The organism is Nocardia sp. NPDC001965, assembly GCF_053594175.1.
In genome coordinates, this window is sequence record NZ_JBSFDZ010000002.1 from 170,352 (window position 1) to 183,887 (window position 13,536).

General features: G+C 68.4%; 14 protein-coding genes. 6 read left to right on the forward strand and 8 right to left on the reverse strand.

Going from position 1 to position 13,536, the window contains the following annotated elements; translation table 11 throughout:
- Window positions 1–37: 37 nt before the first annotated feature.
- On the reverse strand, window positions 38–892 hold the full coding sequence (locus ACWCPQ_RS04650) for an oxygenase MpaB family protein (protein ID WP_449894712.1): 855 nt from the start codon (window positions 890–892) through the stop codon (window positions 38–40).
- Window positions 893–1,112: 220 nt separating this feature from the next.
- On the opposite strand from ACWCPQ_RS04650, the gene ACWCPQ_RS04655 reads away from it, so the two are divergent.
- The gene (locus ACWCPQ_RS04655) at window positions 1,113–2,774 is read left to right on the forward strand and encodes an acyl-CoA synthetase (RefSeq protein ID WP_449894717.1); all 1,662 of its coding nucleotides are present in this window, start codon (window positions 1,113–1,115) and stop codon (window positions 2,772–2,774) included.
- 197 nt (window positions 2,775–2,971) lie between these two features.
- Here the strand turns inward: ACWCPQ_RS04655 and ACWCPQ_RS04660 are convergent, their stop codons facing one another.
- Window positions 2,972–3,427, reverse strand: coding sequence for a winged helix-turn-helix transcriptional regulator (locus ACWCPQ_RS04660; protein ID WP_449894719.1), 456 nt, complete (start codon window positions 3,425–3,427; stop codon window positions 2,972–2,974).
- A gap of 80 nt (window positions 3,428–3,507) precedes the next feature.
- Between ACWCPQ_RS04660 and ACWCPQ_RS04665 the strand changes: the two genes are divergently transcribed.
- Window positions 3,508–4,344: an enoyl-CoA hydratase/isomerase family protein gene (locus tag ACWCPQ_RS04665; protein ID WP_449894722.1), complete on the forward strand. Its 837-nt coding sequence runs from the start codon at window positions 3,508–3,510 to the stop codon at window positions 4,342–4,344.
- 59 nt (window positions 4,345–4,403) lie between these two features.
- Here ACWCPQ_RS04665 and ACWCPQ_RS04670 read toward each other — a convergent pair whose 3' ends face one another.
- A complete protein-coding gene (locus tag ACWCPQ_RS04670) occupies window positions 4,404–5,096 on the reverse strand; it encodes a lysophospholipid acyltransferase family protein (protein WP_449894724.1) in 693 nt (230 codons plus the stop codon).
- Between the two features lie 36 nt (window positions 5,097–5,132).
- On the opposite strand from ACWCPQ_RS04670, the gene ACWCPQ_RS04675 reads away from it, so the two are divergent.
- Window positions 5,133–5,669, forward strand: a complete 537-nt coding sequence (locus ACWCPQ_RS04675; RefSeq protein WP_449894726.1) for a TetR/AcrR family transcriptional regulator — start codon at window positions 5,133–5,135, stop codon at window positions 5,667–5,669.
- 47 nt (window positions 5,670–5,716) lie between these two features.
- Here ACWCPQ_RS04675 and ACWCPQ_RS04680 read toward each other — a convergent pair whose 3' ends face one another.
- Window positions 5,717–6,217 carry a GNAT family N-acetyltransferase gene (locus tag ACWCPQ_RS04680; RefSeq protein WP_449894728.1) on the reverse strand — a complete coding sequence of 167 codons (501 nt, stop codon included), beginning with the start codon at window positions 6,215–6,217 and terminating at the stop codon, window positions 5,717–5,719.
- Window positions 6,218–6,649: 432 nt separating this feature from the next.
- On the opposite strand from ACWCPQ_RS04680, the gene ACWCPQ_RS04685 reads away from it, so the two are divergent.
- A complete protein-coding gene (locus tag ACWCPQ_RS04685; protein WP_449894730.1) occupies window positions 6,650–7,714 on the forward strand; it encodes a hypothetical protein in 1,065 nt (354 codons plus the stop codon).
- A 17-nt stretch (window positions 7,715–7,731) separates the two neighbouring features.
- On the opposite strand, the gene ACWCPQ_RS04690 is transcribed toward ACWCPQ_RS04685, so the two are convergent.
- A complete protein-coding gene (locus tag ACWCPQ_RS04690) occupies window positions 7,732–9,309 on the reverse strand; it encodes a long-chain-fatty-acid--CoA ligase (RefSeq protein ID WP_449894732.1) in 1,578 nt (525 codons plus the stop codon).
- Between the two features lie 95 nt (window positions 9,310–9,404).
- Window positions 9,405–10,031: a maleylpyruvate isomerase family mycothiol-dependent enzyme gene (locus ACWCPQ_RS04695; RefSeq protein WP_449894733.1), complete on the reverse strand. Its 627-nt coding sequence runs from the start codon at window positions 10,029–10,031 to the stop codon at window positions 9,405–9,407.
- A 71-nt stretch (window positions 10,032–10,102) separates the two neighbouring features.
- Between ACWCPQ_RS04695 and ACWCPQ_RS04700 the strand changes: the two genes are divergently transcribed.
- The gene (locus tag ACWCPQ_RS04700) at window positions 10,103–11,029 is read left to right on the forward strand and encodes a MerR family transcriptional regulator (RefSeq protein WP_449894735.1); all 927 of its coding nucleotides are present in this window, start codon (window positions 10,103–10,105) and stop codon (window positions 11,027–11,029) included.
- A 128-nt stretch (window positions 11,030–11,157) separates the two neighbouring features.
- Here ACWCPQ_RS04700 and ACWCPQ_RS04705 read toward each other — a convergent pair whose 3' ends face one another.
- Entirely contained in the window at window positions 11,158–11,619 is a 462-nt protein-coding gene (locus ACWCPQ_RS04705) for an SRPBCC family protein (protein ID WP_449894737.1), read from the reverse strand.
- Window positions 11,620–11,828: 209 nt separating this feature from the next.
- On the opposite strand from ACWCPQ_RS04705, the gene ACWCPQ_RS04710 reads away from it, so the two are divergent.
- On the forward strand, window positions 11,829–11,975 hold the full coding sequence (locus ACWCPQ_RS04710) for a hypothetical protein (protein WP_449894739.1): 147 nt from the start codon (window positions 11,829–11,831) through the stop codon (window positions 11,973–11,975).
- A gap of 25 nt (window positions 11,976–12,000) precedes the next feature.
- Here the strand turns inward: ACWCPQ_RS04710 and ACWCPQ_RS04715 are convergent, their stop codons facing one another.
- Window positions 12,001–13,491, reverse strand: a complete 1,491-nt coding sequence (locus tag ACWCPQ_RS04715; protein ID WP_449894741.1) for a sugar transferase — start codon at window positions 13,489–13,491, stop codon at window positions 12,001–12,003.
- Window positions 13,492–13,536 lie beyond the last annotated feature (45 nt).

The following is a 13,536-nucleotide window of genomic DNA, read 5'->3' on the forward strand; positions in this document are numbered from 1 at the left end:
CCGCCACGCCTGGACCCGGGCCGCGCCGGGTCTCGGATCAGACCAGCGGTTTGCCCAGCGCGCGACGCCGCCGCATATCGGCCAGATGCTTGTCGAGCGGGTAGAGCCGCCATCGTTCGGGGCCCAGCCGCATCACCGTCCCGATCGCGCGCATGATCACCACGAAGGCGCGCTGCCGCCACGGCCCCCACGCCAGCCCCAGTTCGTCGCGGTACCGCTGGGGCAGGAAGCCGGTGGTGAAGAACCGGTTCACCGGCCGCCCCAGCGCCCGCTCGACGCGTCCGTACGGCCCGAGGTCGACGACCTGGTCCAGCAGATACCGTTTCACCTCGTCGTCGATCGAGATCTGCGCGGACTTCGTCTCCCAGTACGCACGGAACGCGGCGCGGTCGGCCGGCCACATCTCCGGGCGTACCTGCAGCGTGGTACCGAATCTGCTCGATTCGCGGTACAGCTCGTCGGCATAGTCGTCGTCGAGCGGACCGTACAGATATTCGAGCGAGTCGACGACGCCGCGGTAGATACAGGCGGCCACCCATAGTTGCAGCTCCGGATCGAATGCGTTGTATTTCACCGTGCTGCCCGGCCGGGAGCGGACGTGGCGGTGCGAGGTGTTCGTCGCCTCGCGGTAGGCGACGCGCTCTTCGTCGGTCCCCAGCATGGCCACTGCGAGATAGGTCAGCGTCGTCCGGCCGCGTTTGCGCGGGTGCAGGTCGAACCGGCCGCTGTGCACGGTGCTCTCCACGACGCCGCGACCGACGGGAGCCTGGCTGAGCTGCATCACCACATTGGCCGGACCACCGAGCAGGGCTGCGGGACCCGCCAGGTATTTGCGGCGCCCCACCTCCTCGGGCAGACCGGCGCTCGAGGCCGGTGACACTGGGCGCGACATAGGACCTCCATGACAGAGTGATAGATCTTCTACTCCAGTCTCTCACGCTCGCGAATTCCTGTATGTGAATCCCGGTTACATGCTCCCCAGTACCTCCACAACAGAAGATCAGCAGATAAGTGAACGATAATTCTTTTATTGGGCTAACCTGACCGGATCATCGGCCGCCCGAGGCGCCGCGCAGCATCGCGCCGGGGCAGAACTGTTCGAACTCCTGGAGGTGCCCCATGCCGACGAACCTGCCCACCCCCGCGCGGCGCTGCGCTCGGTGACCGAACCACTGGCCGCGGTGGCCGTTCTGCGCCGCCGGGGAATGCTCGACCCCAAGCGTCCCGACGAGCTGATCCGGACCATCCGGGATTCACGGGTGTACGGACCGTTCGTCACTGTGCTGCGCCACGCCACCCGCCGCGACGGCGCCGCCGACGCGATCGTCGACGAGCGCGGCGCACTCACCTTCGATCAGCTCGACGCGCAATCGAACGCGCTGGCCCGCGGCCTCGCCACCCACGGGGTCGGGGCCACAACCGTGGTGGCGGCACTGTGCCGCGATCATCGCGGCATGGTGCTGACCCTGCTGGCCGCCGGCAAACTGGGTGCCCGGGTCGTCCTGATGAACACCGGTTTCGCCGGACCGCAGCTCGCCGATGTCGCCCGGCGCGAGAATATCGGGGCAATCCTGGCCGACGCGGAGTTCACCGGCCTGCTGGCGGCGATCCCGGCGACCACGCCGCGCTTTCTCACCTGGGGCGGCTCGGGCGATACCACCATCGATTCGCTGATCGCGGCGAACTCCACCGCGAAACTCACGCCACCGCCGCAGCCCGGTGGCACGGTCATCCTGACCAGCGGCACCACCGGAACCCCGAAAGGCGCGCCACGCGACAAGGTTTCCCCATTGCAGTCGGCACAGTTCCTGGACCGGATCCCGATCCCCCGCGACGACACGATGGTGATGGCCGCGCCCATCTTCCACGGCACCGGCCTGTCCCAGTTCACGCTGGGCTGGGCGCTCGGCAATACGATCGTGTTCCGGCAGGGCCGATTCGACCCGGAGGCGACGCTCGCCGGGATCGCCGCCCATCGCGCCGCGAGCCTGGTGGTGGTCCCGACGATGCTGCAGCGCATGATCGACCTCGGACCCGAGGTGCTCGCCCGCTACGACACCTCGTCACTACGAGTCGTCTTCTCGGCGGGTTCGCCGGTTCCGCCGGATCTGAGCCGCCGCACAGCGGAGGCGTTCGGCGATGTGCTCTACAACCTGTACGCCTCGACCGAAGTGGCCGTCGCGGCCGTCGCCACTCCGCAGGATATGCGCGACGCCCCCGGCACGGTCGGTAAACCCCCGGTCGGCTGCCATGTAGCGCTCTACGACGAACAACGCAATCGGATCACCGAACCCGGAGCCGTGGGCACGATCTTCGTCTCCAGTGGATTGAGTTTCGCCGGTTATACCGACGGCCGGCACAAGGAGATCGTCGACGGCCTGCTGTCCAGCGGGGACGTCGGGCATTTCGATGCCGAGGGCCGACTGTTCATCGACGGCCGCGACGACGACATGATCGTCTCCGGCGGCGAGAATGTCTTCCCGCTGGAGGTGGAGAATCTGCTGGTCGAACGACCCGATGTCCTGGAAGCGGCGGTGGTCGGTATCCCCGACCGCGATTTCGGCACCCGGCTACGGGCCTTCGTCGTGCCCGCGGCGGACACCACCCTGAGCGAGAGCGAGATCCGGGACTACGTCAAGGCGAATCTCGCCCGGCACAAGGTACCCCGCGAGGTGATCTTCCTCGACGAACTCCCACGCAATGCGACCGGCAAGCTGATGCGGCGGCTGCTGGACGAGGCCGGCGAAACCCCGCCGCCGGGAATGCCGGGCTGAAGCCCTTTCCGGCGCAACCTCCCGAATCGGCGCGACCGGCCACCGCAGCGGTCGCGGCGCACAGGCGTCCTCGGACAGCAGGGCATCGGACACGCGAAGACCGCACTCGATATCGCCCGGCACCCGTTCGCCGCGACCGCCACGGATTGTCCCGGTCGGGGCTACCTGCGGATCGCCGATTCGCGGACCGGGCGGCATCACCGCTGCCGGTCGAGCGGCACCACCGTGATCTCTTTGGGCTCACAGGTCCGAGAGCCCGCCGGTACGACGGCGGCGACCACCGGAGTTCCGGTCCGGCCGTCCACCAGCCGGACCGCCGGACCGGCCGGGTCGGCGAGATGGCGTTCGCCCCACTGCATCAGGCCGACGATCACCGGGTAGAGCTCCCATGCCTTGTCGGTCGGCCGGTACTCGTATCGTTCACGTTGCCCAACCGACTGATAGGGCGTCCGGCGGATCAGCCCGTGCGCGTCCATTTCGGCGAGGCGCCGGCTCAGTACCGAGGTCGACATGCCGAGATGCTGCTGGATGTCTTCGAAACGGTGGACACCGTTGAACAGTTCACGGAGCACGATCAGCGTCCAGCGGCTGCCGACGATATCCAGTGCCCGCACCACCGGGCAGTTCTCCAGCCCGATCTCGGTCCATTCCATGGGTTCGATTCTAACCATTGAGTTCTATTAGAGAACTCAGCTACAGTCCGGCTTCCACAACAGAAGTCAGGAGAACCGGAATGAGCCAGGGATACACCGCGATACGTGTCCGCCGAGACCGTGGGGTCGCCTTCGTTTCGTTCGACCATCCCCCGGTGAACCTTCTCGACGGCGCGCTGGTCGCCGATCTCGACCGGTTCCACACCGATGTGCACGACGATCCGGAGATCCGCGTCATCGTCTTCGACAGCGCGCTACCCGACTTCTTCCTCGCCCACGGCGATATGCGGCTGGTCACCGAACCGGATGCGCTCGCCGCCTATCTCCAGGGCCCGGGCCCAGGCCTCACCCGCAGGTACCGCGAACTGCCGCAGGTGACGATCGCCAAGATCACCGGCCGGGTCCGCGGCGGCGGTGCCGAATTCCTGCTGTTCCTCGACCTACGCTACGCCGCACTGGACAATGCCTGGTTCGGCCAGCCGGAGGTCGCTCTCGGCATCATCCCCGGCGGAGGTGGTACCCAGCTGCTTCCGCGGCTGATCGGCCGGTCCCGAGCGCTCGAGGTGATTCTCGGCGGGCAACTCCACGATGCGGCGACTGCCGAACGATACGGCTGGATCGATCGCGCGCTCCCGGCCGCCGAACTCGATTCGTTCGTCGACGAACTCGCGTTCCGGATCGCCGCGCAGCCACCCGCGGCGGTAGCGGCAGCGATGGCAGCGGTCGACGCCGCGGGCCGCCCACCGGCCGAAGGCGCACAACGCGAAGCCGAACTGCTCATGCCGCTGTTCACCGGAGAGGCTGCCCGGCAGCGCTTTTCCGATGCGTTGCAGGCGGGAGCGCAGGAGCGGGCGGGCGAGCTGGACCTGGAGGGTTTGATCGATCGGATATCGACCCCGCGCACGGCCGCGCGGTAGCTCGGACGACAGGCGCACCGGCTCATCGCATTCCCCGCCGCTGCGGCCACCCGACCCGGTCAGGCGGCGAGATCCCGTTCGCGGCGACCCCGATTCGCGTATTCGTCGATGTACTGCTGCCCGGTCCGGTCCGCGATGGTCCGCATCAACGCGTCGGTGGCCCGACGGGTCCCGGCCGGTCCGGCGGCCCGGTATGCGCTCAGATCGAGCGGCGGGAGGATCTCCAGCACGACCCGGCGACGCCGCCACCACCGCCGCGCCGAGCCGGGACCGGTGCCGGTGATGGCCACCGGAACCAGTGGGACACCGGTGTCCATCGCGACCCGGACCACCCCGGTATGCCCGCGGTAGAGCCGCCCGTCGGGTGACCTCGTCCCCTCCGGATGGATTCCCCACACGCCGCCTCGATCGAGGATTCCGGTCGCCGCGGCGAGTGCGGGCGTGGCACCGGGGCCACCACGGCGATCGACGCGGATCTGCCCGACACCCCGGAAGAACCATCGCTGGGCCAGACCGGCCGGGCCCGGCCGGTCGAAGTAATCGGATTTGGCGAGAAAGAACACCTGCCTGCGCAGTGCCCGGGTGAGGTAGAAGGAATCCAGTACCGCCAGGTGATTGGCTGCGACGATATAGGGCCCACGCCGGGGCAGATGCGCGCGTCCCCGTACCACCGGACGGCCGATCAGCCAGAGCACGGGACCGATGAGGACATACCGGCACAAGCGATAGCAGAATGCACTCCACAGCGACATAGACATTGTCTACCCGATCGGGTAGACAATGTCTACATGAGTGTGGGCGGAACGCGAGAAGCTCTGGTGCAGGCCGGTGTCGACCTGCTGGAGGAGACCGGCTCGACCGATATCGGGCTGCGGGAGATCGCCCGCCGGGCAGGCGTTTCCCACGGTGCGCCCCGTCGCTGGTTCCCGACGCACAGGGCACTGCTCGGAGCCATTGCGGAGGTGGGACTGCGTGATCTGGCCCGGACATTGGCCGAGGCGGACGGCGATACTCCGGATATCGCCGGCTGGGCCCGGGCCTATATCGAATTCGCTCGGGCCCGGCCGGCGATGTTCACCCTGATCTTCCGGCACGATCTGCTCGAAGGCTCCGGCGCCGGCCTGCGTGCGATCTCCAAACCGCTGTTCGACCGGCTGGTCGGCCGGGTGCGCACCACCGGCGCGAATTCCGATCCGCTCACGACCGCGACCGCCCTGTGGGCCGGCGTGCACGGTATCGCGGTGCTGTCCACCACCGGCGCCCTGACCCTGGCCGCGCCCGGAGTGGATATCGACGAACTGATCCGCAGGGTACTGCGCGGCTGAACCCTCGCCGCGGCGGGCTCTCCGAGAGCCCGCCGCGGCGATGACCGTCACCGGCGGGTCAGCCGGAATTCCGCCTGCGCACCGGCGATACGGAACCGGGCGAAACCCGCTTTCTCCAGCACCCGCACCGACGCCGGATTGGCGAGGTCCACCGATGCGGAGACGGTATGGACCCCGGGTGCGGTGAAGGCGTGGGCGGCCAGCGCCGTCGCCGCCTCGGTCGCGTAGCCCCGGCCGCGATACGACGGCACGATTCCGTAACCGAGTTCGAGGACACCGTCGTTCGGTCGCCGGAACAGGCCGATGGAACCGATGGCCGAACCGCTCGAGCGTTCCGTGACGATGCGATGGCCGGACCGATCCGGTCCGGCGGACGCCTCGACGAGGACCTCCGCTATCTCCCGATCACCGGCGGCGGGGAAATCCGCGGCCCAGCCCGGCCGGCGGGCACCGGTTCGCACAGCGGTGAGATCGGCCGATGTCCAGGCGCGGAGCACCAGGCGCCGGGTGTGGATCTCGGTGGGGTCGATGGTGAAAGAAGTGGACACGACAACTCCAGATCGTGAGGAAAGATCCGGACGCGCGAATCAACCGCGCGCGAACCGGATGCGGGCAGGCGAGAACCAGCCATGGCGGGCCATATTCATCGACCTCCTCCGCTGTCGCGCACGATCGGCTGCCGAGACTAGCCGCGCGCACACCGCCCGGCAACACGATTTCCGAATGGGACACGGTCCCGCTCCGGCGGCGCATCCGCCCACCACACCGCGCGGGCCGGTAGCTTGCCGACAGCGGGCGTCCCGTGGCCCGCCGCGTTGTCCGCGGAGCCGGACCACGCGCCCAGCGACATCGACAGGTGAGGTGGTATCAGTGGCCGGGTGCGCCGGAGCCGGACCGATCGGATCATCGGCTCCCCCGGCGGGCGCCGGCCGATATCAGCGCGCCGGCCACCACGCGGCGCCGTGCCGGAGCACCGGGCGATGACCGCGCCCGCGGCCCGGACGACCCGGCATCGCACCAGATTCGTCCGCAACGCCTACGGTAACGCGGCCGCCGAGACCTTCCTGGTCATCGCGATCGCCACCATCCTGCTGACGCGGGCCTACCTCGCGATCACCGACTATCCCCAGGTGGGTGGCGGCTCACTACATATCGCACACGCCCTCTACGGCGGTGCGGCCATGATGATCGCCCTCCTGCTCGGCTGGCTGGCACTCGGTACCGCCGCCCGCACTTGCGCGGTCGTGCTCGGTGGGATCGGGTTCGGCCTGTTCCTCGACGAGGTCGGCAAATTCGTCACCGCCGACAACGACTACTTCTACGGCCCCTCGGCCGAGATCATGTATGTCCTCGTGCTGGTGATCCTCGTCGCCAACCGGCTGATCCGGGTGGTGCGGGCCCCCACGGTGGCCGAGTACCTGGCCAATGCGGCCGCGATCGCGGCGAACGGCACCGCCACCGGCCTACCCGGGCACCGCCGGGCCGCGGCCCGAACCATGCTCGCCAGGGCCGAAGCCGGGGGTGCCGATCCGGGAGCGGTACAGGGAATCCGGCTCCTGCTCGACGCGGCCGGGCACCGCGGCGACGGGCTGTATTCGGTCCGGCGGTTCCTGCCCCGTCTGGTGCCCGGCTTCTTCCGCAGTCCGCGGTGGGTACCGGTGGTCGGCTGGTCACTGGTCGCCGCTTCGGCGGCCGGTGTCGTCACGGGCGTGGTCCAGTTGATCGCGGGTGGGCTGCACCTGGACCGCGCCGATACCGGCCTCGATATCGACCGGATGGGAATCGCCGGCGCGATACTGTTCGTCAGCGCCTGTCTCACCTTGCTCCTCGCCGCGCCGGCCGTGATCGGTTACCGCCGGACGAAGGCGCTGTGGCCACTCCAGACCCTGCGTATCGCGGCCCTGATCTTCACCGTCCTGAACGCATTCGCCGATTTCGCGACCGAGGGCTTCGGTGCCCTGGTGGCGGTGGCGGCCGGTCTCTTCGCGATGGCCGTGTTCTCCTATCGGATCACGGTACGGCTCGGCACCGGCACCACCACCTGAGGATGCGCGCCCAACGACTACCCCGCCGCGGCCGGCGATGAATATTTCTCCCGCAGCTCGGTTTTGAGCACCTTACCGCTGGCATTGCGCGGCAGTTCGGCCACCACCACGGTCTCCCTCGGACATTTGTAACCGGCCAGCCGGGTCCGCGCGAAGGCCTCGACCCCCGCCGCGGTGGGCGGGTCGGCGGGATCGGCCGGCACGATCACGGCGAGCGGGGTCTCGCCCCATTTGGGGTGCGGGACCCCGATCAGGGCGATATCGGCGATTCCGGGATGCGCGGCCAGCACGTTCTCCACCTCCGCGCAGTAGATGTTCTCCCCACCCGAGATGATCATGTCCTTCTTGCGGTCGACGACGTACAGATATCCGTCCTCGTCCGCGCGCACCAGATCACCGGAGTGGAACCAGCCGCCCGCGAAGGCAGCCGCCGTCGCTTCCGGTTTGTTCCAGTACTCCCGCATCACCGTCGGTCCTCGATAGACGATCTCGCCGACCGCACCCGGCGCGACATCGTTCATCTCGTCGTCGACGATTCTGACCTCGACGTTCAATATCGGGGTACCCACCGAACCGATCTTGCGGAGGGCATCCTCACCGCGCAGCGTGCAGGTGACCGGGCTGCATTCGGACTGGCCGAAGGCGGTGGCCACCGAGGCCTGCGGGAAGGTCTCGATCATCGTGCGCAGCAGGGTCGTCGACGCCGGTGCCGCTCCCCAGGAGATCTGCCGGAGCGCGGAGAGGTCGTAGTCCGCGATATTCGGAAGCGCGCAGATGGCCTGCCATTGCGCCGGTACGAAGAAGCAACTCGATACGCGTTCACGGGTCAGCAGTTCGACCGAGGCGGCCGGATCGAACCCCCCGGAAGGGGTGATCACGAACGTCCCGCCGGGCAGCAGGCACATCAGATAACTCGACAGACCGGCGATATGGAACAGCGGCGCACCGTTCAACGCGACCCGGTCGTCGCCGGATACGCCCTGGTGTACGGCGACGCTGAACGCGTGCAGCATCAGGTTTTCGTGCGTGAGCACCGCGCCCTTGGGCCGGCCGGTGGTCCCCGAGGTGTACATGATGTAGGCCGGCTCACGATCGTCCACGGCCGAGTCCGCGCATTCGGGATCCCCCGCCTGCAGCGCCGTCTCGTAGTCCTCGCCGTATTCGCCGTCCCCACCACCGATCACCAGACAGAAACGCAGGTCCGGTGCGTCGCGGCGGGCCTGTGCCAGTCCGCTCGCGAATCCCGCGTCCACGATCGCCGCCGTCGCCCCGGAGTCCGCGAGCAGGTACGCGATCTCCCCGGCCACCAGCCGGAAATTGATCGGGACCCCGATCGCGCCGAGGCGGTTGGTGGCCAGCAAGGTCTCCACGACCTCCATCGAGTTCAGGCCCAGCACCGCGACCCGGTCTCCGGCGCCCACACCGCGCGTCCGCAGGGCGTTGGCCAGCCGGGATACCCGCTCGTTCAGTTCTCGATAGCGACGGGCGGTACCCGCGAACCGCAGAGCCGCGGTATCGGGGATCTTGCGGGCATGACGCGCGAGCTGATCGCCGGCGGTCATTCCTCGAGATATCGGGTGTGCACTACTGGCCATGGCGGGCTCCACATCTCGGGTCGATCAGATGCGAAGCGTACGTCGCACACCCGGTCCCGCGGACCGCATTCGCGATCCCGCGGCGATGCCGCCGGTCAGGACGTTTCCGCCCGGCCCGCCGCCGTGACCGGTATCCGTCCGGTGACCACCAGCAGCAATTCGGCGATCGGCGCCCGGACCGGCGTGCCGGTCCCGGCCGACCAGGCCGTATCGGTGGCGATCAGGCGGTGCCCGGCGATCATCCGCCGGGCGTGGAACGGGCGGCCCATCCGCCGGACCCGTTCGGCGGACCACCGCGCGGCATCGACCGGCATCTCCCGTCGCAGACCGAGTGGGACCGCGATGTCCTGGCCGTGCACCAGCAGGTCGGTCAAACGGTCCAGAGCCGTGGTTCCGACCGGGGTGTGCCGCAGGTCGGTGACGACGCGGAGTTCGGCGACGAGCGCCGCGGACGCCCGGCGGTCCGCGTACTCGACGGCGGTCGCGAAACTCATCCGGTCGAGACTCCCTCGGGCCCGGATCAATTCCCACAGCACCTGCCCGAGTCCGGCTCGCGAGGTGAGCAGGATATGCCCGACGACATCGCGGATCCGCCAGCCCGCACACCACGACTGCCGGTCCCACTGCTGTTCGCTCAGCCCGGACAACATATCGGCCAGAGTCGCCCGCTCGGTGGCCACCGCCTGCCAGACCAGTTCCTCGGCGACGATCTCGGTGCTCATTCTCCGTACCTCCTGTGCTCGGTCACTTCCGGTACGGTAGGAGCTCCACCCGGGTGGAGGTTCCAGTAGAAGTGACATACGTCACAGATGTTCGCGGCGCGGTGAGTATCGGCGAGGCGGCGCGCCGCACCGGAGTGCCGGTGCGGACCATCCGGTTCTACTGCGACGAGGGACTTCTGGTCACCGGTCGCACCACCGGCGGCCATCGTGTGTTCACGGCGGATACACTCGCCCGGCTGTCGTCGATCCGGCGATTGCGGGCCGTGGGGCTGGGACTCACCGCCATCGCCGGAGTGTTGGCGGACGAGAATGCCGTGGATACGGCGGTGGCGGCCGCACGGGCAACGGTGGCAGCCGAATTGCGGACGCTGTCGTGGCGCCACGCGGTGCTGTGCGCTCTCGGTGAGGCACCGCCCGGCGAACGCGCGACAGCTCTGCGCCGGCTCGCCGGAGTCGCCGAACCCGGTACGGCACGCGATCAACTCATCGCGTTCTGGCGCAATATCCTGGCCGCCATGCCACCCGGGCTGTTCGACGACTTCGTCGCCATGGATATCCCGTCGATCCCGGTGGCACCGACGCCGGCGTATGTGCTCGCGATCGCGGAGCTGGCCGAGTTGGCGGGTACGCCGGACCTGACCCGGGCGATCAGCCGTCAGCTGTGGTTGTCCGACAGCCGCCCGATCCGCGACCGGCGCACACTCGTCACCGAGGTCGCGGCAGCGCACACCCTTGCGGCCCAGCGGGTGCACGCCGGGGACGATCCGGCACCCGGCCCGGAACTGGACCTGTTCGTCCAGGCGCACGCGGTGGCACGCGGCGACCGGGACACCGCGGAATTCCGCCGGCGGCTTGCCCGGGCCGCGGCCGGGCATCCCGCGATCACCCGGTACTGGGCGCTCACCGCCGACGCGCTCGGCAGCCCGCACACCACCGGGGCCACGCAGAATTGGCTGAACACAGCCCTGGTTCTCTCCATCGAGCCGATACCCGGCTGAGTCGATCCGGAGCACGGTCCGGTCGATTCCGGCGGACCGCCGCAGGGGAACCGAGCTTTCGCCAGTACCGGCACAAAGGCCGCGCCGACCGAATTCGGTCGGCGCGGCCTGGGTACGCGGGGACGCGGTCAGCCGCCCGGACGCGGCACATCTCCGCGCCAGGCTCCGCTCGCCCCGGGCCGGGATTCGATGAACTCCTTGAATCGCGCCAGGTCGCCCTTCACCCGCCGATCCAGGATGCCGAGCTTGTCGGCCGCGTTCTCGACGAAACCCTCCGGATCGATATCCATCTGAGTGATCACCCGGGTGGTCGAATCATCTATACGGTGGAAGGTCACCACTCCGGCGTGCTCGGGACCGCTGTCCGAGCGCCAGGCGATCCGCTCTTCCGGATGCTGCTCGGTGATCGTCGCGTCGAATTCGCGATCCGCCGGTCCGATCTTGATCTTCCAGTGCGTGTGGGTGTTGTCGATCTGATCCACCCGTTCGACCCCCGCCATGAAGTGGGGGAACGATTCGAACTGCGTCCACTGGTCGTAAGCGGTGCGAATCGGTACCCCGACCTCGGTCGACGCGGTGACAGTGCTCATGGAACAACCTCCCTCGGGTCCGGATCGCCGCTCCCGCCGCAGGTCTGGACGGCCGCGGCTCCCGGACTGTCGGTTTCGGTACACGGGGCGGCTACCCGGGACCCGGCGGCACAAACACCGGGTGCGGAAATCGCGCCGCAGGATTGAGCACGCGAAATCGGGGAAGCCGTTATCCGTTGGGTACACAAACTCTTTCGAGGAGGTGGACCGTGAGCACCGTCGCCACGACACACAAGGATCGTCGCCCGGCCGCTGTACCGAACCCCGGCTTCCCGAGTCCGGGGTCCACGCACTCACTGTTGATCGCCTGGGTGCTCGTTATCGCACTCGCCAGCCTGGCGCTGGTTCTGCTCTGACCGATCGCCCGCACCCGCGGCCGGGTCAGTAGGCTCCGTCGCCTCTGGCGACCGTCCGCAGGGTGCGGGCGATTATCCGCAGATCGAGCAGCATGGACCAGTTCTCCACATAGGAGATATCGAGTTCGACCGATTCCTCCGGGGACAGGTCGGAGCGGCCGCTGACCTGCCACAGCCCGGTGATTCCGGGCCGCACCAGCAAGCGGCGGCGCATCACACCGTCGTAGGAGTGGACCTCCCGGCGCACCTGCGGACGTGGCCCGACGACACTCATCTCGCGGAACAGCACATTGAAGAACTGCGGGAGTTCGTCGAGGCTGTATTTGCGCAGGAACCGGCCCACCGGTGTCACCCGCGGATCGTCCTTCAGTTTGAAGAACAGCGGATTACCACCGTTCGCGCTGATCAACGAGGCGGCTTCCCGGTCGGCCCGCACGTACATACTGCGGAACTTGATCATCCGGAACGGTTTGCCGTCCATCCCGATCCGTTCCGAGAGATAGAACACCGGTCCGGTACTGGTGAACTTCACCGCGGCCGCCAGGCCGAGCAGCACCGGCGCGATGGCGGTGAGGACCAGGACCGAGAAGCAGAGGTCGAACACGGCCTTGCCGAACGAGAGCGCGCGATCGTACTGGGGGCGTTCGATGTGCAGCATCGGGATTCCGGCCAGCACCTGGTTCGACATCCGCGTCCCGGAGATGTCCATGATGCCGGGCGCGACGATGAGTTCGGTACCGAAGGCGTCCAGATCCCAGGCCAGGCGGCGGATATCGCGCGGGCCCAGGCGATCGGTCGCCATCACGACCACGGTATCGGCGCCGGTGCGCCGTACCGCACTGCGCACCGAGCGGTCGTTGCCGACGATCGGGACATCACGGAGGCCGACCCGCAACGAGGTGGGTTCGGCGAGCGCGTCGCCGGTGGGTGTACAGGCACCGACGACGTGATAGCCGTGCATGTCCTGTTCGGAGAGCGCGGCCGCGATGGCGCGGACCGCATCGGGGCTGCCGACGACGAGTACCGAGCGGCGGTAGCGCCCGAGTGCCCGGTGCCGGGCAGCGTGCCCACGCCACAACGTCCGGGTCGTCACCAGACCCAGCAGGCCCAGCGGTAGCGCGACCACCAGATGATCGTGTGCGAGGTCTGCGCGCAGGATCAGCGAGACGATCGCGACCGTGCCGAACAACTGCAGGGTCGCCGAGATCAACCGGCGGTATTCGTCGCCACCCGAGCCGACGGTATGCGGCGAGCGGGATCCGTTCCAGCTCAGCAGAACCGACCAGCCGAGGGCGATACCGAGCGTGAGGGCGGTGGTTCGTGGTTCGAGTTCCCAGCCGAGGGGATGATTCGCGGCGATGCCGGCCAGTTGCGCGCCCAGGGCCGCCGCGGTGACCACCGCGACATCGGTCCGGGCGATCCGGCGTACATATCCGGCCCGCCACGAGTCCCGGTCACCGGGATTCGGCAGGTGCAGATCGACAACGCCCCCGACCGCACGGAGATCCAGAACCATGAAACGTACCCGCTTGAACTTCGAACGTCCGTGCCCTCGACTGTC

Coding starts and splice junctions, on each gene's coding strand:
- ACWCPQ_RS04650 (WP_449894712.1), bottom strand. CDS start 892: ATGTCGCGCCCAGTGTCACCGGCCTCGAGCGCCGGTCTGCCCGAGGAG.
- ACWCPQ_RS04660 (WP_449894719.1), bottom strand. CDS start 3,427: ATGGAATGGACCGAGATCGGGCTGGAGAACTGCCCGGTGGTGCGGGCA.
- ACWCPQ_RS04665 (WP_449894722.1), top strand. CDS start 3,508: ATGAGCCAGGGATACACCGCGATACGTGTCCGCCGAGACCGTGGGGTC.
- ACWCPQ_RS04670 (WP_449894724.1), bottom strand. CDS start 5,096: ATGTCGCTGTGGAGTGCATTCTGCTATCGCTTGTGCCGGTATGTCCTC.
- ACWCPQ_RS04675 (WP_449894726.1), top strand. CDS start 5,133: ATGAGTGTGGGCGGAACGCGAGAAGCTCTGGTGCAGGCCGGTGTCGAC.
- ACWCPQ_RS04685 (WP_449894730.1), top strand. CDS start 6,650: ATGACCGCGCCCGCGGCCCGGACGACCCGGCATCGCACCAGATTCGTC.
- ACWCPQ_RS04690 (WP_449894732.1), bottom strand. CDS start 9,309: ATGGCCAGTAGTGCACACCCGATATCTCGAGGAATGACCGCCGGCGAT.
- ACWCPQ_RS04695 (WP_449894733.1), bottom strand. CDS start 10,031: ATGAGCACCGAGATCGTCGCCGAGGAACTGGTCTGGCAGGCGGTGGCC.
- ACWCPQ_RS04705 (WP_449894737.1), bottom strand. CDS start 11,619: ATGAGCACTGTCACCGCGTCGACCGAGGTCGGGGTACCGATTCGCACC.
- ACWCPQ_RS04715 (WP_449894741.1), bottom strand. CDS start 13,491: ATGGTTCTGGATCTCCGTGCGGTCGGGGGCGTTGTCGATCTGCACCTG.